Annotated in this window: 18 protein-coding genes and 1 pseudogene; 9 read left to right on the forward strand and 10 right to left on the reverse strand. The window is 66.0% G+C overall.

Annotation, left to right across the window (positions count from 1 at the left end; all coding sequences use genetic code 11):
• Positions 1 to 153 precede the first annotated feature (153 nt).
• On the forward strand, positions 154 to 921 hold the full coding sequence (locus DMB37_RS04715) for a hypothetical protein (RefSeq protein ID WP_135231643.1): 768 nt from the start codon (positions 154 to 156) through the stop codon (positions 919 to 921).
• Positions 922 to 1070: 149 nt separating this feature from the next.
• The gene (locus DMB37_RS04720) at positions 1071 to 1712 is read left to right on the forward strand and encodes a hypothetical protein (protein WP_135231644.1); all 642 of its coding nucleotides are present in this window, start codon (positions 1071 to 1073) and stop codon (positions 1710 to 1712) included.
• 81 nt (positions 1713 to 1793) lie between these two features.
• Here DMB37_RS04720 and DMB37_RS04725 read toward each other — a convergent pair whose 3' ends face one another.
• The 5 genes from DMB37_RS04725 to DMB37_RS04745 all read right to left on the reverse strand — a co-directional run bounded on the left by DMB37_RS04725 (position 1794) and on the right by DMB37_RS04745 (position 4705).
• A complete protein-coding gene (locus DMB37_RS04725; RefSeq protein ID WP_135231645.1) occupies positions 1794 to 2030 on the reverse strand; it encodes a hypothetical protein in 237 nt (78 codons plus the stop codon).
• A gap of 88 nt (positions 2031 to 2118) precedes the next feature.
• Entirely contained in the window at positions 2119 to 2499 is a 381-nt protein-coding gene (locus DMB37_RS04730; protein WP_135231646.1) for a beta-ketoacyl synthase N-terminal-like domain-containing protein, read from the reverse strand.
• Positions 2496 to 2780: an acyl carrier protein gene (locus tag DMB37_RS04735; protein ID WP_135231647.1), complete on the reverse strand. Its 285-nt coding sequence runs from the start codon at positions 2778 to 2780 to the stop codon at positions 2496 to 2498. Before DMB37_RS04735 ends, DMB37_RS04730 begins: the two co-directional genes overlap by 4 nt.
• Before the next feature lie 63 nt (positions 2781 to 2843).
• On the reverse strand, positions 2844 to 3227 hold the full coding sequence (locus DMB37_RS04740; protein ID WP_135231648.1) for an SDR family oxidoreductase: 384 nt from the start codon (positions 3225 to 3227) through the stop codon (positions 2844 to 2846).
• A 65-nt stretch (positions 3228 to 3292) separates the two neighbouring features.
• Positions 3293 to 4705: an MFS transporter gene (locus DMB37_RS04745; protein WP_135231649.1), complete on the reverse strand. Its 1413-nt coding sequence runs from the start codon at positions 4703 to 4705 to the stop codon at positions 3293 to 3295.
• Between the two features lie 91 nt (positions 4706 to 4796).
• Here DMB37_RS04745 and DMB37_RS04750 point away from each other — a divergent pair, with 91 nt between their 5' ends.
• From DMB37_RS04750 to DMB37_RS04760, 3 genes are read left to right on the forward strand one after another with little or no spacing between them, the layout of a single operon-like run.
• Positions 4797 to 5363, forward strand: coding sequence for a TetR/AcrR family transcriptional regulator (locus tag DMB37_RS04750; RefSeq protein ID WP_135231650.1), 567 nt, complete (start codon positions 4797 to 4799; stop codon positions 5361 to 5363).
• The gene (locus DMB37_RS04755; protein ID WP_135231651.1) at positions 5360 to 6580 is read left to right on the forward strand and encodes an ABC transporter ATP-binding protein; all 1221 of its coding nucleotides are present in this window, start codon (positions 5360 to 5362) and stop codon (positions 6578 to 6580) included. The genes DMB37_RS04750 and DMB37_RS04755 overlap by 4 nt, the downstream gene beginning before the upstream one ends.
• A complete protein-coding gene (locus DMB37_RS04760; RefSeq protein WP_167768742.1) occupies positions 6483 to 7184 on the forward strand; it encodes a cytochrome P450 in 702 nt (233 codons plus the stop codon). Before DMB37_RS04755 ends, DMB37_RS04760 begins: the two co-directional genes overlap by 98 nt.
• On the opposite strand, the gene DMB37_RS04765 is transcribed toward DMB37_RS04760, so the two are convergent.
• On the reverse strand, positions 7135 to 8130 hold the full coding sequence (locus DMB37_RS04765) for an oxygenase MpaB family protein (RefSeq protein ID WP_135231653.1): 996 nt from the start codon (positions 8128 to 8130) through the stop codon (positions 7135 to 7137). The genes DMB37_RS04760 and DMB37_RS04765 overlap by 50 nt on opposite strands.
• Before the next feature lie 213 nt (positions 8131 to 8343).
• Between DMB37_RS04765 and DMB37_RS04770 the strand changes: the two genes are divergently transcribed.
• Positions 8344 to 8733 (forward strand): DUF2834 domain-containing protein, encoded by a 390-nt coding sequence (locus tag DMB37_RS04770; RefSeq protein WP_135231654.1) that lies wholly within the window; start codon positions 8344 to 8346, stop codon positions 8731 to 8733.
• Here DMB37_RS04770 and DMB37_RS04775 read toward each other — a convergent pair.
• Both DMB37_RS04775 and DMB37_RS04780 read right to left on the reverse strand, forming a co-directional pair.
• A complete protein-coding gene (locus tag DMB37_RS04775; RefSeq protein ID WP_167768743.1) occupies positions 8730 to 9728 on the reverse strand; it encodes an endonuclease/exonuclease/phosphatase family protein in 999 nt (332 codons plus the stop codon). The two genes, DMB37_RS04770 and DMB37_RS04775, sit on opposite strands and share 4 nt — an antisense overlap.
• Before the next feature lie 346 nt (positions 9729 to 10074).
• Positions 10075 to 10491, reverse strand: a complete 417-nt coding sequence (locus DMB37_RS04780; RefSeq protein WP_135231655.1) for a hypothetical protein — start codon at positions 10489 to 10491, stop codon at positions 10075 to 10077.
• A 371-nt stretch (positions 10492 to 10862) separates the two neighbouring features.
• Between DMB37_RS04780 and DMB37_RS04785 the strand changes: the two are divergent.
• A pseudogene (locus tag DMB37_RS04785) lies at positions 10863 to 11663 on the forward strand (aminoglycoside phosphotransferase family protein); the annotation flags it as partial.
• Between the two features lie 7 nt (positions 11664 to 11670).
• On the opposite strand, the gene DMB37_RS41875 reads toward DMB37_RS04785, so the two are convergent.
• Entirely contained in the window at positions 11671 to 12009 is a 339-nt protein-coding gene (locus DMB37_RS41875; RefSeq protein WP_370465395.1) for a DUF4231 domain-containing protein, read from the reverse strand.
• A 188-nt stretch (positions 12010 to 12197) separates the two neighbouring features.
• On the opposite strand from DMB37_RS41875, the gene DMB37_RS04795 reads away from it, so the two are divergent.
• A complete protein-coding gene (locus DMB37_RS04795; RefSeq protein ID WP_135231656.1) occupies positions 12198 to 13133 on the forward strand; it encodes a hypothetical protein in 936 nt (311 codons plus the stop codon).
• A 10-nt stretch (positions 13134 to 13143) separates the two neighbouring features.
• Here the strand turns inward: DMB37_RS04795 and DMB37_RS04800 are convergent, their stop codons facing one another.
• On the reverse strand, positions 13144 to 17277 hold the full coding sequence (locus DMB37_RS04800) for a TIR domain-containing protein (RefSeq protein ID WP_167768744.1): 4134 nt from the start codon (positions 17275 to 17277) through the stop codon (positions 13144 to 13146).
• Between the two features lie 448 nt (positions 17278 to 17725).
• On the opposite strand from DMB37_RS04800, the gene DMB37_RS04805 reads away from it, so the two are divergent.
• Positions 17726 to 18415: a class I SAM-dependent methyltransferase gene (locus tag DMB37_RS04805; RefSeq protein ID WP_135231658.1), complete on the forward strand. Its 690-nt coding sequence runs from the start codon at positions 17726 to 17728 to the stop codon at positions 18413 to 18415.
• Positions 18416 to 18426: the final 11 nt, after the last annotated feature.

The raw sequence follows: 18426 nt of genomic DNA on the forward strand, positions 1-18426 counted from the left end.
CCCCGTCCAAGCCCCGGAGGGGTTGTAGACATGACTGATCCGCCGCGCGAATCGAGCGATGAGCGGAGCGCGGGCAACACTGATTCCGCTGCGCGACAACCGGATCCACCGCCAGATGGCTGGGCGGCCCCGGATTCGAGTGTCCATTCTCGTGTGTCGGCTACAGCCGCCGGCCAGTACCAGCATGGCGGTCAGGGGCATTGGCCACCGCCACAACCACAGCCATATCCGTCGCAATCGGCCGGCCGCGGCACACCGCTGCTGATCGTCGCCGGAGTCGCCGGACTAGTGGTGATGCTGTTGATCGGCGTCGCAATCGGTTTCGTCGCCAGGGGCCGAGACAGCGTCGGCATCCCCACCGACGCCTCGCCCGCTGCCCCACAGGGATCGAGCGCCTATTCGATGAGCGCCATCACCAACGCATGCGACCTGGTCGATCCGACGCCATTGACCAAGTGGGCGTCCGCACCGCGACTCGATCCCGAACACGAGAAAACTTCGCAGTCCGGCAAATTCGGTGTCCTGCGCTGCAGTGTCTACTACGGCAATTCGGCCGGTGACAAATTTCCGATGAATACCGCCGAGATCAGCGTCCGAGCCGATGTCACCGACGGTTCGGCTGCGCGCAAGTACGACAATTGGAAACGCACCACCGCCGACCTGGCCGACGACGGATCGGTGGTGACGTCCGGGGAGTTCACCGGAGTCGGCACCCAGGGCTACTGGCAGTTCGAAGCCGACAACTTCGGTGGCATCGTGGACGCCGAATACGTTGTGTGCGTATGGGACGGCGACGTCGCGGTGCAGGTCACCATCGACCTCTCACGGGAAAAAGAATCCCCGGCAGTAGACAGGGACGACCTCGATACGGTCGCGAGGTCCCAAGCCCGCAAAGTGCTCGACGGACTGCGACAAAAATAGAAGCCATCGCCTCGAACAAACCCGTGAGGACAGCTCCGATGACCGCTCCGCCACCACCCCAGCCTCTCGCACCGCAGCATCCTTCCCCCGGTAAGCCAGTTATGGTCGCTGCCGCTGCCGTCGGGCTTGTCGTAGCACTGGGTGCTGGTGTGGTGATCGGCATCCTCATCGTGGACGGCGACGGCGACAATCAGTCCCCCGCTGCGGCGGCCTCCTCGAGTGCGCCGGCGACGTCATCCATGACTACGACTCCACGCCCAGAACCTGCACCGGGAATCTATTCGATGAATGGGATCTCCAATGCGTGCGACCTGGTCGACCCCACCCCGCTGCACAAGTGGTCGTCCACCCCGGACCAAGCGCCCTACCATCACGAAACCGTACCGAGCGCCCATTCCCCCGGACGTCTGTCATGCCAATTCAGCTACAAAAGCCTCGCCGGCGACGGCGCCCACTGGAATCAAGCGGCCATCGACCTCAGCGTCGAGTTCACCGCGGCCGGAGCCGACCCGGCCTACAACCAATGGAAACACAAGGACACCAACGGATCTGGATCGGACTTCGGCGACATCACCGGCATCGGCACCCAGGGCTACTGGCACACCGCGGTATCGGATTCCAGCCACACAACAGGAACCGACTACGTCGTAGCCGTGCAGGACAGCAATGTTTCGGTGCGAGTACGAATCCCCATCCTGCGCCAGCACGGCGAGCCCCCGGTAAACCTGAATGAGCTCGGCACCATCGCCAGAAACCAAGCCAGGCAGGCCCTGGACGGCCTGAAGAAGTAGCCGTCACCGGTCAAGAACAGACGCGTCAGAGGCGCCGCCATCAACCAGTGGTCACAGTTGACAAGACTTTCAAAGCACGGCCTAATCGATCACACCCGGAAACTGCTTCCGGAACCGCTCGACCCCTTCTTCGTCAAGTTCATCGGACGAACTGGCCCAGGGGATGGAAGCAGGATCACCAAAATTCGGGCGCCCGCCATATTGATAGAATTCTGCCAACGCGGCATCGATCGTATTCTCGATGAATCTGTCCGGCTCCGATTTCGTCAACGGGTCGAAAACACAACTGATCTCCAGAACTTTCCGACCCTCCGGCACAGAATATCGTGGTGTCGCCGGAGAAGAACGGGGAGTCGTATCGGTGATACAGCTCGATATTGTTGGTCGACCCCGGGGCCGCCCGCCGTCACCGGTCCAGCCGGATGTCGGTGGATATCGCCAGGGAGCTCGGTTGCACGCTCACCGAGGCGGTGACCATCCCCACCATGATCGACCGCAGCAGGCGGGCCTCGGCCACCGGAATTCCGGCATCCTCCAAGGCCATTCGGGCACAACCGACGGCGAACCGGGTGGCCCGGCCCAGGTCCGCCGGGTCGAGCTCGCGAATCCATTGTCCGGCTGGATAATCCAGCACTTCACAGGCGTTGGTGTGCTCGAAACCCTCGGTCGAGAAGGCGGTGATCGGATGCGCGCCGGATCGACCGGCCCGCAGGGCTTCGGCGAACTCCGCCGCGCCGACACCGATGCTGCCGGCGATGCCGAGCCCGGTGACCACCACCCGTCTCACCGGGCACCGTTCCCGCCGCCCGCCTCCGCCAGCGCCTCCAGCACGAGCGCGTAGGTACTGGCGAGGGTCACCATCTCGGGCAGGCGCTCCGGGCTGATGATGATGCCGAACCGGCGTTCCAGCGCGGCCAGGATCTGGATGCCCTGCAACGAATCCGCGTCGTAGTCCGCGCGGAAGTCGCCGTTCCAGGAAATCTCCGCGGTTTCGAGTTCCAGGACTCCGGCGACGATCTCGACCACCGCGTCGCGGATATCGGCATCGATTTCGGTACTCTGCGTCATTGTCGTGCTCCTCTGTGTCCGCGCGGTCTCAGCGCAGGTCGAGTGGGAAATACCTGCCGCCGCTCACCATTCGGGTCTGCCCAGACCCAATTGGGCCCCTGCGCCGCCGTCGACGGAGATGGTGGCGCCGGTGGTGTACGCGGCGTCGGGGCCCGCCAGATGGACGACCACGCCCGCGATGTCCTCGACGCGGGCGAACCCGCGCAGCGGAACCTGCTTCTTGATGCCTTTGGTCCCCTTGTCGACCAGCTCTGCTACCAGATCGGTCGGGGTGAAACCTGGCAGCACAGCGTTGACTCGGATACCGAATCGGGCGAATTCGACGGCGGCACAACGGGTGAACGCATTGATCGCGCCCTTGGACGCGGCGTAGTTGGCCTGGCCGACCCAGCCGCGCTCGCTCATCACCGAGGAGATGTTGACGATCGCGCCCTCCCCCTGGCGCATGAAGTGCTGCTCGGGAACGCGCAATGGGCCTGTCCCCCAACGGGAACAGGCCCATCGGCGTCGGGTCAGTGCTGGTTGCGGCCCTTCGGCAGGAACAGGGCGAGCACGAAACCGACGGCCACCACGACGGCGCCGACCGCGACCGCGGGCACCAGGCCGGCCACGAACGAGGCATAACCGCCGAAACTGGCGAACACCGAAGCCAGCACGGCGACACCGAAGGCGACGCCGAACTCGCGGACGGTGTTATAGGAACCGGAGGCGATCCCCTGGTCTCCCTCGGGCACGCTGGCCAGCGCCATCATGCTCATCGGGGAGAACGTCAAGCCGGTGCCCAGGCCGGCCAGGACGAACGGAATGACCATGGCCGAGTACGCGATATCCGCCTCGTTGGTCAGCGCGATCCAGCCGAGCCCGATCGCGAGCAGCGCCATGCCGGTCACGATCAGGATGCGCGAGCCGAACTTGCTCACCAGGAATCCGGACAGCGGCGCGACCACCATCGGCGCCGCCGTCCACGGCAGCGTCCGCAGCCCCGCGTCCAGCGGGCTGAGTCCCTGCACGATCTGGAAGAACTGGGCCAGCAGGAACACCGCGCCGAACGCGCCGAAGGAGAACACGAACGCGACGATGTTCACCACCGTGAAACCGCGTGATCGGAACAGCCGCAGCGGCAGCATCGGCGCCTCGGCCCGGCTCTCGGCCAGCACGAAGGCGATCAGCAGCAGCACGCCGAGGGTGAGCGAGACCAGCACCGTGGTCTGGGTCCAGCCGTGGTCCGAACCGTGGATGATGCCCCAGATCAGGGCGAACACCGCGGCGGTCGCGAGTACCAGGCCGAGCGGGTCCAATTTGGCCGCGCCGCCGCGTGATTCGCGCAGCACGTACGCGGCCAGCGGCAGCGCGAGCAGGCCGACTGGCACGTTCAGCCAGAAGATCCAGGTCCAGTCCAGACCGTTCGCGACGGCGCCGCCGACGACGGGGCCGACCGCGATGCCGAGACCGCTCAGCCCGCCCCAGATGCCCACCGCGGCGTCACGTTGCCTGGCCGGGATGGCGTCACTGAGCAGGGTCAGCGACAGCGGCATCACGGCCGCTCCCGCCACGCCCTGGAGCGCTCGCGCGGTGATCAGCATCCACGGCTCGGTGGCCAGACCGCAGGCGGCCGAGGCCACCGTGAAGACCGCGATGCCGAGCAGGAAGAGGCGCTTCCGGCCGAACCGGTCGCCCAGCGAGGACGCGGTGAGCAGCAGTGCGGCGAAGGGCAGGGTGTAGGCGTTGACGAACCATTGCAGGTCGCCGAGCGAGGCGTTCAGCTCGGTCTTGATCACCGGCAGGGCCGTCGTGACGACCAGATTGTCCAACGTGACCATGAACAGCGGGATGCTGACCGCGGCGAGGACGGCGGCGAGCGGGCGATGTCCGGTTTCGGGCGTGTCAGTTCGCGTCGTATTCGTGGGGGTTTCCAGCGCAGCCATGAAGCAACTTTCGTAGTTGTGATCCGCTGATAACTAAGTAAAGTAGCTATCGACTGATAACATGTCAACGGAGTGTCGATCAGGAGGCTCGATGACCAAACGGCTGACCGCCGCCGAGCGCACCGAACAGCTGGTGACCGCCGCCATCGGCGCGTTCTCGATCGCGGGCTACGCGGGCACGACGACCGACGACGTCGCGCGGCTGGCCAGCGTCTCGCAGCCCTATGTGATCAGGCTCTTCGGCTCCAAACAGCGGCTTTTCATCGCGGGGGTCGAGCGGGCGGCGGACCGGGTCGAGCAGATCTTCCGCGACGCCGGTACCGAACTGAGCGATCTCGCGCCCGCCTACGACCGGATGATGCTGGCCGAGCGGGAGCTGATGGCCATGCTGCTGCACGGCTTCGCGGCCAGTTCCGATCCGGAGATCGGCGCGGTGGTCCGGGAGCGCTACGGCCGGATCTATCGACTCATCAGAGACCTCACCAACTCGTCACCAGCGGAGGTTCGCGCTTTCCTCGCCAACGGCATGCTGCTCACCGTCATGTCCTCGCTGCGCATCGTCGGCCCGAACCCGGTGCCCGCCGAACCCTGGATGACCGAACTCATCGACTCGATTCCCAATTTCACCAATGACTATGAGGCGCTGGAGGGGAAATGACGCTCGCGACCATCGCCGGCGACCGGCTGCCGAACGCAGGCCTCACCGGCCCGTTCGCGGCCCGTACCAACGGATTACGCAAGGTGTATCGCGGCACGGTCGCGGTGGACCAGGTGGACCTGCGGGTGCCGGAGGGCTCGGTGCTCGGCATGCTCGGGCCGAACGGGTCCGGCAAGACGACCACCCTGCGCATGCTGCTCGGACTGGGCAGGCCGACCTCGGGCGAGGTGGAACTGCTCGGGCACCGGATGCCCGAGGCCGCGTCCGCCGCGCTGCCCGAGGTCGGCGCGCTCGTCGAGGGGCCGGGCTTTCACCCGTTCCTGTCCGGGCGGGAAAACCTGCGCAGGCTGGGCGCCGCCGAACCGGGACTGACCACCGCGGAGATCCCGAGCGCGGTGACGGCCGCGCTGGCGCGAGTCGGCCTCGGTCCGGCCGCCGATCGGCGCTACCGCGGCTATTCACTCGGGATGAAGCAGCGTCTCGGGCTCGCGGCCGCGCTGCTGGCGCCCCGGCGGCTGGTGATCCTCGACGAACCGACCAACGGCCTCGATCCGGCGGGCATCAGGGAGGTCCGCAAGATCATCGCGGAGCTGCACGCCGAGGGCGTTACCGTGGTGGTGTCCTCGCATCTGCTCGCCGAGGTAGAGGCCACCTGCACCCACGTCGCGGTGTTGCACAACGGCACCCTGGTGGCGCAGGGCGAGATGGGCGAGTTGCTGGAGGCGGGCGGCCCCTCGCTCATCGTCTCCACCACCGACGGCACGAAAGCCGTTGCCCTGCTGCGGGAGAACCGGATACCGAGCCTGCTCGTGCCGGAGGGTGTCCGGGTCGACCTGAGCGCGACCGACGCGCCCGCGGTGCTGCGCATCCTGGTCCGCGGCGGGGTGTCGATCTACGAGGCCACGCGCGCCCGCACCGGGCTCGACGCGATGTTCGCCAGGCTGACCGAGGGTGCGGCACAAGACCGCGGATCGGTTGCTCGACCGCGCGCTCGTCGGTGGCAGCGGCCAGATGGACGCGATGGCGGACTTCGGATTCGCCATGCCCGCAACGAGTCTCGGCGGAGTGCTCGGGATTCCGAAGAAACTGAACTACCTGCCGTGGATGTTCAGCCTCGGCATGCTCATCGACGATGGACCGGTCGTACAGAAGACCCAGCCGAAACTGCTCCGCGGGGTGCACGACTACCTGGAGTTCTTCCGCGGCCAGATCGATGAGCGCCGCGATGGCGCGGGCTACGACGACATGATGCAGATCCTCGCCGACGCCTACACCACCCCCGAGTTCAGCGACGAACGGGAACTGCACGCGAACCTGGCGTTTCTGCTCACCGCGGGCCAGATCAGCACCGCGCACCAGATCGGCAACACGATCATGCATCTGCTGCGTGCACCCGAGCTGTACGAGCGGCTGCGCGCCGAACCCGAACTGGTGCCCGCGTTCTCGCCGGAACTGATGCGTTTCGATGCCTCGATCCAGCTGACCAAGCGCCGCGTCATCGAGCCGATGGAACTCGGCGGGCACGAATTGCCGGTCGGCGCCGAGATCTTCATCTGGATCGGTGCCGCGCACCGGGATCCGGACCGGTTCATCGATCCCGACCGGCTCGACCTGGACCGCGAGGACGTCACCCATCTCACCTTCGGCCGTGGTATCCACTACTGCCTCGGCGCTCAACTCGGCAAGCTCGCGCACGACATCTCGGTGCAGGCCTTCCTCGAGCGGGTCCCTTGCCCTCGACTCGCGGTCGAGGGCAAGGTCAAACGCTCGATCATGCCGACATTTCGCGGTCCTTATCAGCTGCCGGTGGCGTTCGGTTAGTGCGGGTGATGGACAGCCCGCCGGTGGTCTTGAGTTTGCGCAAGGTCGGGCTGTCCTTTCGGCCGATGCGCCGCCGCTGAATCGGCGTGCGCGGATCCGGCAGTAGCCGCTGTACCAAAAAATAGGATCGCAGCCCTATTTTGACCGCGAGTTCGCCGAGTGGGTGCGGATCGTCCAATTGCATCACGCGCCGGACATTGACCGGAACAACGCTCAGCATGATGGCCCGGCCGATCGGCTGCCAGCGGCCGGGAAACCAGCGATCGCAGAATTGCCGAATGAACGCCTCGCTCACCTGGTGACCGTTATCCGTACGCTCCCAGTCGCGGGCATCGTAGTCATCCGCGAAATCGGCGAGCGATTCGAAATCCGCCGGAAAATCCACCACCGGAACGTCGCCCTCCGACGTGAGCTGCGCACAGATATCACGAGCCCACAGGTGAAAGGCGATCCGCAACCGCTCGTCGAAACCGGGCAGACCGATGTACCGCTGCAACCGGTGCGGCACGACCGCGAGCAGGCACATCCCCTGCACGTAGTCCTCGTTGTGCGCGAAAGCGCCTGGTAGACGCCGCGCGACTCCGGCATGGATCCGGTTCAACCGGCGCACGGACTCGCGCACCTCTGCACTGTCCGGCGGATAGAGGTACCAGGTCCAGAAGAAATACATACTGTCCTCGAACCGTCGCTGTGGCCGATCGATCGATTTCCGCCCGAATGCCAGCGCGTCCCCGCCGTGCGGCGGCATCGTCACGTCCATGAAGTTCAACGCATAACCGATGTTCAAGAACATTTCACCGAGTCGATACTGCCCGAAAAGCCGGACAATTTCATGGTACTCGGTGTGCGGATCCAGCTTCGCCATCTCCTTGTCCAACCATTTATACCCACGCATCACAACGCCCTCAGATAGACAACCAAGACAGAAACAGCCTAATGGCAGCATCGGTTGAAATGCGATGAACTCTTACGCCAAAAACTATGGGCTGGACAAATATCGAAATCTGCGATTCCGCATCGTATCGACACTGACGCCGACAAGAACTCGCCCGCCGATTCCGCGCATCACCGGACTGTCCGAACAAAGGGTTGCCATAGACCGAGCGGTCTACTACGGTCCGTATGGACCGATCGGTTCACCGGCGAAGGAGATTGCTCCATGTCCGACCGCACCACGGGCCAGTCCTGGCGACGCCCCACCCTCATCGCGACGCTCATCGCCGCGTTCATCACGCAGAATTCGATCGCGGTGCCCTATGTGCAGCGCAATGGGCCGAAGTCGGTGCTCGATTTCTTCGTCGGCGACATCTACAAGACGGTGCCGGGCCGGTTCGCGATGGTGGACCTCGGCTTCGTGGTGCTCGGCTTCCACGCGTGGGCGTTCGCGGAAGCGCGGCGGCTCGGCATCCTGCGCTGGTGGGCCGCCTCGTTCGTGCTGACGTTCTCGGTGGGCATCGCCACCGCGATCCCGTTCTTCCTGCTGGTCCGCGACTTCACGGTCGATAAAGCAGCAGAGCGCGAAGGCGCGGTCCTACCGGCCGCGGCCTAGTCGGCGAGCACGTATACCGCGAGTATGCCTTTGTGGTCGCTGCACCACCGCGGTGGCGACGCGGCGAAGTTGTCCTGGGTGATTTCCTGCTGCCGGGTGCCGCGCACGATCGAACCGCGAGGGCCGACGAGGCCGACGGAAGTCAGCCTCAGCGCGGCCCCGGTGGCGAAGACGAAGTCGACGCGGTCGCGCTCGTCGGCCTCCGGCGCCCAGGCGAGTTCGGCGACGTCCACCTCGGCGTTGTCCGACGGCCAGGTGAGTCCGGGGTGGGTGGCCGGGTCGGGGTACATCGATCGGTAGGCATCGATGAATCCGGCTTGGTGCAGACGCCGCGTGGACTCCCACGGCAGTACGACACCGTTGTGGTCGAACATGTGCGCGGTGGCAGGCGTCCAATCCAGCACGGACGGCTCGTTCAGGTCGCCACCCATGATGACCGAAGCCCCTTGGCCGATCTCGGTTTTCGCGTCCGCGAGAAACGCGCTGATGACGTCGGGGCGGCCGGAGGCCGCGTTCACGCGATGGATCACGGCCGGGTCCGTCACCGGGCCGCCCGGCATCTTGTCGAAGTTGTACTCGGCGAACTCATCCGGCGCCGGAACCCCGGGACCGTAGCCGCGGGGCAGGTTGGCGGCATACCAGCGAAACTCCAGATGCGACGAGTAGACGGTGAGCCGTTTACCGTCAATGTTCAACCGCGCCTTGACCATCCACTGCAGGTCGGCGCTGTCCTCGATCGGAAACACCGTCAGAATGCCCGTGTCATGCGAGCTGACCGCAGTGAAGTCGTACCCACGCCGCGCCAATTCGGCCGCGACATCCATGGTGGCGGTGGTCGCCTCCGACAGCAGCGCGATCGAAGCCCCGGTCTCGACGATGAGATCGGCGATCAGCTGGGTACCGTGCGCGACCTTGCCACCGCTGTGCCACGTATTGAAGGCGAGCACCCGAAGCTCGCGTGCCCCGCCAACCCCCTCGTCATCGTTTCGCGTCATCAACCCATCATGCGCTGCAACAGGCCGCCACCGATCGGTAAGGGCTTACCAGCGATTCCTCAGCTGCCGGATAATCAGATACGGGACATCGGCAGTCCCGCCCAGGCTCGGCGAGCTCGCGCGCGGTCGGCTCTGAGGGGGAAGGTTCGGACGGCCTCTGGCGCAGCCCTTCTCGAGGGCGCTGACGCAGATCGCGAAGAGTCCCACGCCGACCAGGCCAACAGGGACCGCCAACACCAAAAGCTCCATACCCAAGTGTTGCCGGACGGCTCATGATCCTGCAGCGATATCAGTTGGACTTGACAGAGATCCGCGCCTAGCGGTCCTGTCTCGCTTCTCGGACGATTCAGCCGAAGCTGCCGGTGCTCGGCTTGTCGACGACCTTGACGACGATGACATCGGTGACGGTCACGTTGTCGTGGCTGCCGATGGGGCGCTCGTAGGCGCAGGCGCCGCGCACGTGGATCTCTTCGCCCGCCGGGAGGTTGCCCAGCGAGGTCTGGACCATTTTGCCGTCCGGGATGGCGAAGGAGGTGGGGTTGTTGCCGCCGAAGATCTCACCGGTCTTGTTGTTGAAAATCCAGCACACCCCTTCGGTATTCGGGTTGCGGAACTTCGCCGAGACGGTGCCCGGTACCGAGAAGGTCTCTTCGATCACCGGTGCGTCGAGGCCGGGGACCGCGCCGGCGGTGTTCGACGGGAGCACCACCGCGGCGGCGGACAACGCGAAGAGCGCGAGCACGGGAAGTCTGCGATTGATCATGCCCGAGATGATGTCACCCAGTCGCCATGCCCCCTACTTTTCGGGGCACAAGATCGCCGCCATGCTGTGCGCCGACGGTTACGACGGCTCGACCTCGATTGTGGAGCGGGCTGCTGAAACACAAGCGCTCGAACCTGCGAGTCGATGGAACCGTGGCAGTCCTCGAGACCGGCAGCACCACCCGCGCCCGAAGCCGTTCGCGCGGGCGAACTCTCGGCTGGCTCTGAACGCGTCGGCCGAGCACCGACAGGCTCCGGCACACTGATCATGGTCGACTAAGGTGGCCGGTATGCGTTGACCACCGCCCGGCAGCCGGGCATCGCCTCACCTCCTTCGTGTCCACATTCGGAATCCACGAAGGAGATTTGACGATGAGCACGTCGATCCGCATCGACGTCCCCGCCGCCTTGGCGGCGTCACACAGTGCACACGACGGTGCGTCCGGTCGTGCGTGGATCGCGGCGTTGCCCGGCCTGGCCGCGGGCCCCCTCGACCGCTGGGCGTTGCGCCTGGACGGTCCGGCACGGCACGGCATGGTGTCACTGGTGCTGCCGGTGATCCAGGCGGACGGTACGCCCGCCGCGTTGAAACTACAGCCGGTCAACGAGGAGAACGTGGGCGAGCCGCTCGGCCTGCGCGGCTGGAACGGCGACGGCGCGGTGCGCCTGCTCGACCACGATCCGGACACCGGCACGCTGCTACTGGAACGGCTGGATGCAGCCCGACCACTGTCTTCGATGACCGACGACCGCGCCGCACTGCGGATACTCGCCGAGCTACTGGCCCGCTTGGTCGCGGCTCCCGCACCAGCCGGGCTGCGGCAACTGGCCGACATCGCCGCCGCCATGCTCGATCAAGTGCCCCGAACCGTGGCGGCGTTGCCCGACCCGGCCGAGCGGCAACTGATTCGCACCTGCGCATCCGCCGTCGCCGAGCTGATCGATGAACCCGGCGACCGGTTGCTGCACTGGGACCTGCATTTCGACAACATTCTCGCGGCCGAGCGGGAACCGTGGCTGGCCATCGATCCGAAGCCGCTCGCGGGCGATCCCGGCTTCGAACTCCTGCCCGCGCTGGGTAATCGCTGGGAAGAGATGGTCGCCACCGGCGACACGGCGCGGGCCGTGTGCTACCGCTTCGACCTGCTCACCGAGGTGCTCGGCCTCGACCGTGAAAACGTCAGCCTGCCGTCTCTGGGCGCCTCTCGTGTTCGGAGAGCCAGCCGGTGTTCTCGTTACCGAGTATGGATTCCACGCGTTCGATCAGCACCGCCCGCCGATCGGCCGATGCGTACGGCCCGCTGTCGGCGAGGAAGAGGTACTTCTCTCGCTTCAGCGCTTCCGCCGTCCCTCGATAACGTAACCAATTCGTGTGCCACTGGAACAGCTGCTGGGCGCCTTCGGCGATCACCACGAGCGCCGCGATCGAGGCGGTCAGCCCGGCGGGCGCGGAGAGCGCGGCGACCACCGGAACCGCGGCGCCGACCGCGATCTGCCCGAACTTGACTCGCCTATACATGCGTTGCGCCAGTGCGCCTTTCGTGCTGTACCAGCGCAGCTGCTCGTTCAGCCGAACCCACACCGGGTCGTTCTCGTCCACCGATCCGCCCACTTCTGACACAGACCATATAAGCACGGACGTGACGGCAGGCGGGGGCGTTGCGGCGATCTGGCGCGAACAGACACGTGCGCTTGGATAATCGGCGTATGCAGGCGAGGCTGTCGGTCCGGTGGGTGATCGGCGTGGCCGCGATTACCGCAGTGCTGATCGCCGGGTGGGTCTGGTGGCCGAGCGCGCCGAAGGTGGAGCGGGGCACTGGTTGGCAGGTACAGACGGATCTGCCAATGCTGGTGACGGGGCCGGGCGGTCTCGTGGTGGGCAGGAACGGGGATGTGTATGTGCCGGAGGCAGAGTATGTGCAGCGATTGCCGGCCGGGGGTTACCGTCCCGAACGACTTCCGGTTCCAGGGCTGAAGAGTCCCTTTGCGGTCGCGTTGGGCCCGGCCGACGAGTTGTATGTCGGCGAGTACACAACCAGGCGAGTACTGAGGATCTCGGCGGACCGGAAGGTGATCACGGCCCTTCCGCTGCCTGACCCGACGGACACCGGACCATCGCTCGAAATCGGTGTGGCGGTAGACCATTCGGGCACCGTCTTCGTCACCGACATCGACCGATCCCGGGTGTTGAAGCTACCCGTGGGTGCAGATTCCTTCGAGGTCCTGGCGACCGTCGAGCATCTGCGCCCTGCCATCGCGGCATCCGACGACGGCGATCTCGTCGTTCTCGTTTCGGACCCGGACCCGGGGCCCGGTACGTCACTGCTGACCTTCCGCGGTGGAAAGGCGCCCGCGGTGCCGACCCCGGTCCCGAGCCTGCAGTTCGTCGACGCGATCACGATCGATCATCGGGGCAATCGGATACTCGCGGACAACGCGCTGGAATTCAGTTCCGAGAGCGGCGAATTGAAGTCGACGAGGACCGCCACGCTCTGGCGGCTCGCGCCGCAGGCGGTGACACCGCAACGGCTGCCGTATACCGATCTCGGTGAGGTCGAAGGCATTACGGTGGACGCGGCAGACACCATCTACTACACCGGCAACGGACCGTCCCGGGTCGTTCGTCTTTCGCCGGTGGGATGACCGCCTGCTATCAGCAGGTGTCGCGGTACGGAAGTTCTTGAATGTATTGTCGCCACCCCTCCGGAGAGAGGCTCGACCCTACTGTCGTGCAGCCGATTTCGGCTGGTTTGCGGCGAAGTTCGTGGAGCCGGTGCAGATCCCATGCGACTGCCGCGCCCCCTTCGTGACCGGTGACCAGCCGGCTCGAATCGGCAGTGAAGGCGGCGGCCATGATTTCTCTGGCCCCGACATTGCGGGGTTCACCTATCTGCGTCGGATGAGCGGGGTCGGTGACCAGCCACATCTGGACCTGATCGCTGCCGAAAGTGGCGAGAATCGTTCCGGTCGAATCGAATCGGGCGCGGAAGTCGCGGCCGAGATCAGAGAGCACGGCATTGCCGACCGGCTTCGCGTGTGCCGGGTCCGACACATCCCAGAACTGTCCGGCGCCGTGCTTGATGACCACCAGCACGCCGGCGGCTGGTGAATACGCGATCTGAGTGCTCAGTTCGAGCGGTATTCCGCCGAGCGGTACCGGTTGATCGGAATCGGTCAGGTCCCAGATGGTCAGCGTCCGGTGTACCCAGCCCACTCCGTGCAGGCGGCCGTCGGCGGTGAAGGAGACCTGTGCCATCGGTCCGCCGTGGACGCCGCGGCCGAGTCGCTTCGGTGCCTCGCGCTGCTCGATACTCCACACCAGCGAGTTCTGATAACTGCCTGCGGCGAGTCGAGTGCCGTCAGGTGAGAACGCGAGGGTGGTCACGATCCCGGCGAGTCCGGTCAGCGGAGGGCCGAGCCGCCGAGGGTGGCGACGATCACCGACATCCCACAGTGACACGGTGCGGTCCGGACTGCCCGTCGCCAAGGTCTTACCGTCGGATGACAGTGCGACGCAGCTGATTCGAACATTATTGTCGTAGTCGAGATGCTCAGCGTCGAAGGATACGGTGTGCACCGGTCCGTCGCGCTGTCCGGTCTCCCAGAGATCGACCTTCCCATTCTTGCCGCCTACCGCGATGAGGTCACCGCTCGTCGCGACGCCGCAGGCACCGGCAACCTGGTCGACTTCGCCGGAGAACGGTCGGCCCACCGGCTGAGGTTGCGTGTGCGCGTCGATCGTCCACAACGTCGTCCGCCCGTCTCGTCCGCCGATCGCGAGAATCCCCTTCGCCGAGAACGCGATTGCGGTTGCCGCGGTGGCACCGCCGACCAGCCGCGCCCGCAGGCGAGCGGTGTTTTCGTCAGCGGGGATTTCGTATAGCCCGACCCCGTTGCCGCTCCCGGGCGCGATGGCGAGGTCGTTGCCCGTGGGTCCGAACGCCAGCTCGGACCAGCCGCTATTGATGTTCGGGCCGGAGTTCGGGTGCAGGCGCGGACGGGCCGGGTCGGTGATGTCCCAGCGCGTGAGCCCCCTCGGAAAGACCGACGCAGCCAGTTGCCGGCCATCCGGTGAGAACACGAGATCCTGGGTAAGCCCCTGCCCCGTCGTCGTCAGTCGGCTGATCGACCGCGGCGCATGCCGATCCGAGACGTCCCATATCGTGATGGTGCCGCGTGTCGCGATCGCCAGAAGCCTTCCGTCCGGCGAAAATTCGGCGCTGTCGACCTCAGCCTCCGGCGGCGATATCGTAGCCGCAGGCACCGGATGCTCGGGGTCGTTCAGGTCCCATAACTGGGTCGGCTGCTTATCGGCGTAACCGATGGCCAGCATCGGCACCGGCGCGAACTGAAACCGCAGCTTCTCCCAAATATCCAGGATTGACCGCGCTTTGATGTGTGGGCGGGCCGGATCGGTGATGTCCCACTGGATCAGGCCGTCCACGCTGGACGGATTGTGCTTGGCTTCGACGGAGGGAGCCAGCCCCGAACGCACGTACCTGGCGTTCAAGTCTTGGGCGGCTCCGGTGAGCAGAGTCTTGCCGTCGGGGGTGAAGGCGATATCGGTGATGTCGCTGACGTCGGTGAGCGGTTCGCCCAGCTGCTGTGCGCGACCGGAGTCGGACAAACCCCACAGAGCGACAGTTCCGCCCGACTGTTGTACCGCGATCGTCCGCCCGTCCGGCGAGAATGCCAGCCGTGACACGCTGTTCGGGGGTCCATCGAGGGTGCCCGCGTACCGAGTCGTGGACAGCATGTTGATCAACCACTGCCGCGTCTCGTTGCCGGGATCGAGCCGATCGGCCACCAGACCGAGCCGGATCGCCATTCGCGGGTCGAGGTCGCGCAGTTGATCCGCCTGCGCCAGCAATTGCCGCGCCACCGCGGTGTGCTGTCGCGCCACCGCCTGCCGCTGTTGCACGATCGCGATGACCGCGGCCACCAGTGCCGCACACAGCAGCGCCGACAGCGCAACGGTCGCCCGGCCGCGTCGAAACCGATCCCGTCGGTAGCTGCGTTCGAGGAATTCCTTTGCCCGCGAACTTGTTTCGACGCGGGTGGTGCTGAGTCGGCGTAGCCGGGGCGGCCACTGCCGCAGTTGTGGCTGTGGCATCAGTCGCAGGCGTGCGCCCGTGTCCTTCATCGCCACCGCGAGCCTGTCACGTTCCCATAGCCGCTGCGGTTTATGGTCGTCGTTCGCCCATTCGGTCGCAGCGATCTCGACGGCTCGCCGCGCCCGCAGCGAGTCGCCCTCGCGGGAGATGGCGTCGCGCAACGGCGCCCAGTTCCGCAGGAACGCTTCGTGTGCGGGAGACACGACGATCTGCCCATCCTCCTCGGCGGTGGCCAGCAGGCGGTGGGTGACGAAGGCGTCGATCGCCTGCTGCGCGGACTCGGTGAAACCCGTGCGCGGAACCCGGTCGCGGGTCGGGACGCCGTGCTCGTCGACGGTGACCAAGCGCAGCAGCATCGTGATGATCTCGTCGCGCGAAAGCCCGGTCGCCGTGTGCGCCTCGGCCAGCGCGGTCTCCGCCTGCCGGGCCAATGCGCCTCGGACACCGCCTATTTCGGTGTAGCGCTGACGTGAGAGCTGGTCGCCACGCCGGAGTCCGAACGCGAGCTGTTCGAGGGTGAATGCGAGCAGTGGGAGGGCGTCGCCGGTGCCGGTGTCCGCCAGCAGCGCCTCGACCAGGCCATCTTCGATGGTCAGGCCCGCCACCCTGGCCGGTCCCTCGATGACCGCACGCAATGCCTCGTTCCGCAACGGCAGCACCGGATGGGTGCGCGTCGGGATGCGCGACAGCGCGACATCGGCGCCGAGCGGTTCCAGGAATTCCGGACGCAACGTCGCCAGGACCTGCACCGGCCCGCCGATGGCGGGGAGGAGCAAGTCGACGAATTCGGCGCGTTCCCGCCAGGCGGTGCGCCGCAGCAACTCCTCGAACTGGTCGATCACCAGCAGCAGCTTGCGGTCGGCGCCGGCCTGCTCGGCCAGCAGGATTTCATCGGCCACATCGCGAAAGCCATTGCCGATCAGGCGATCTCGCTGGAATACCGTTTCCCGATCCAATCCCACGCGTCGTCTGGCGGACGCGAGGGAGCGCGCCAGCGCACCCACCGGGTCGGTGCCGGGAACGATCGGTTCGAGCGGCGACCAGAGCGGTTCCCCGGCGATGCGCGGAATGACGCCCGCCCGCACCAGCGAGGATTTCCCGCACCCCGATGGTCCGATGACGAGCAGGATCGCCGGCTCGGCGCGGGCGGCCGGTTTACGCAACAACTCGGCGATCTCCGCGGTCTCGCGACCGCGGCCGAAGAACACCCGATGCCGGCCGGTGTCGAAGGCATCGAGCCCCGGATAGGGCGATCGGTCGTCGGACCAGCCGAGGCCGCCGCCCGCGTCGAGCCTGCGCAGCGCGACCGCGAGCTTCTGCCTGGCCACCGCGGGTTCGGCCGCGGCATTCGACTGTTGCAGCGATTTCAGCAGCGGATGAACGACCTCGGCCTCGACCCGCACCGCCAGCAGCATGCTGCCGTTGGCCTTCGCGATCCCGACCTCGGCCGCACACCAGACCGACGCCAGATAAGCCCCGGTGACAACACAGACGACGGCATCGGCCCACCGCAGCCGTCGATAGAGTTCGCGCTCCCACTCCTCACCGACGATCAACCCGTCGACCGGGTGCAGATCCAGGAAGACCTCGTGCCCGTCGGCGACCAGCCAGCCGCGAATCTCACTGGCCCACTCGCGGTCCACGCTCGCGTGACTGATGAATACCCTGGCCAACACTTCTCCCGCGGAGGCCGAACTGCCAGCACAACAGTACCGGGCGGGCACCGCGGCGGGCGGGTGTTTCGCGCGGTCAGGCCGTGGTCACCGCTGCGCCCGCCTCGTCACACCACGGACCTTGCGTTGGGAAGCTCGATGGTCGGGAACAATATTAGGCTCCCGTGACGTCGGGTTGGGCTGGCTTGCCGGTTACGCCAACAGATGTCGTCATTGGGTACGGATGCCGCAGGCGAGCGTGCATCGCTGGAGTCTGCGATCTGCGCGAAGCGCCGCCCGAGCCTTATCGCTCGCCCTCGGCGTCGCACCCGAAAGGATCGCTCGAGAGCGACCTGAGGCCTGCTAAGGGTCGCGACTATTACCGCATCCACCCGACGTTAGCAGCTGTTAGAGGTAGGCAGCGGTCTGCAACGCAGCCGGCTCTGGCCGTGCTGCGGCCTACGATCCGATCGCGGAGGCTTACGCTGCGGAGAACGCGACCAGTCTGCTCAACGAGTATTACAACAGGCCTGCGATCCGTGATCTGCTCGGTGACGTCTCCGGTAAGCATGTGCTGGACGTGGGGTGTGGCTCCGGTCCAACGCTCGTCGACTTGATCGAGGGTGGAGCTACGGCCGTCGGCATCGACGGCAGCAAGGCGCTCATCGACATCGCCCGCGACCGCGTCGGAAGCGCCACAGAGCTGTACGTCGCAGATCTGGCTGACCCGTTGCCGTTCGACGACTCCACCTTCGACGATGTCGTGTGCTCTCTGACGCTCCACTATCTCGAGGACTGGCATTCCCCGCTGACGGAGATCCGACGGGTGCTGAAGCCCGGAGGCCGCCTGATCCTGTCTGTGGAGCATCCGCTTGTCATGTGGTTCACCGCCGTCCAGGCAGGCAGCATGACGAACTACTTCGCCACCCGGCCCCGGCACGTGACGGACATGGCAGGGCAGGACGCCGACCTGACGTTTTGGGACCGGTCCCTGTCGACGATGTTCAAGACCTTCTTCGACACCGGATTTCGAGTGACCCACCTCGACGAGCCTGGTCCCGCACCGGAGGCGCTGGAGCGGTTCCCAGAATTCTTCGAAGATAGGGATGACCCCCGCTTTCTGGCCTTCCTGTTCCTGGTCCTGGTCCCGGCAGCTTGATCTCTGTACAG

The organism is Nocardia sp. CS682 (genome assembly GCF_004634405.1).
In the GTDB taxonomy this organism is placed as follows: domain Bacteria; phylum Actinomycetota; class Actinomycetes; order Mycobacteriales; family Mycobacteriaceae; genus Nocardia; species Nocardia ninae.

Bases quoted from the DNA above. Each gene is read 5' to 3' on its own strand.
- DMB37_RS04735 (WP_135231647.1), bottom strand. From the start codon at position 2,780: ATGACGCAGAGTACCGAAATCGATGCCGATATCCGCGACGCGGTGGTC.
- DMB37_RS04740 (WP_135231648.1), bottom strand. From the start codon at position 3,227: ATGCGCCAGGGGGAGGGCGCGATCGTCAACATCTCCTCGGTGATGAGC.
- DMB37_RS04745 (WP_135231649.1), bottom strand. From the start codon at position 4,705: ATGGCTGCGCTGGAAACCCCCACGAATACGACGCGAACTGACACGCCC.
- DMB37_RS04750 (WP_135231650.1), top strand. From the start codon at position 4,797: ATGACCAAACGGCTGACCGCCGCCGAGCGCACCGAACAGCTGGTGACC.
- DMB37_RS04755 (WP_135231651.1), top strand. From the start codon at position 5,360: ATGACGCTCGCGACCATCGCCGGCGACCGGCTGCCGAACGCAGGCCTC.
- DMB37_RS04760 (WP_167768742.1), top strand. From the start codon at position 6,483: ATGCTCATCGACGATGGACCGGTCGTACAGAAGACCCAGCCGAAACTG.
- DMB37_RS04765 (WP_135231653.1), bottom strand. From the start codon at position 8,130: ATGCTGCCATTAGGCTGTTTCTGTCTTGGTTGTCTATCTGAGGGCGTT.
- DMB37_RS04770 (WP_135231654.1), top strand. From the start codon at position 8,344: ATGTCCGACCGCACCACGGGCCAGTCCTGGCGACGCCCCACCCTCATC.
- DMB37_RS04775 (WP_167768743.1), bottom strand. From the start codon at position 9,728: ATGACGCGAAACGATGACGAGGGGGTTGGCGGGGCACGCGAGCTTCGG.
- DMB37_RS04780 (WP_135231655.1), bottom strand. From the start codon at position 10,491: ATGATCAATCGCAGACTTCCCGTGCTCGCGCTCTTCGCGTTGTCCGCC.
- DMB37_RS41875 (WP_370465395.1), bottom strand. From the start codon at position 12,009: ATGTATAGGCGAGTCAAGTTCGGGCAGATCGCGGTCGGCGCCGCGGTT.
- DMB37_RS04795 (WP_135231656.1), top strand. From the start codon at position 12,198: ATGCAGGCGAGGCTGTCGGTCCGGTGGGTGATCGGCGTGGCCGCGATT.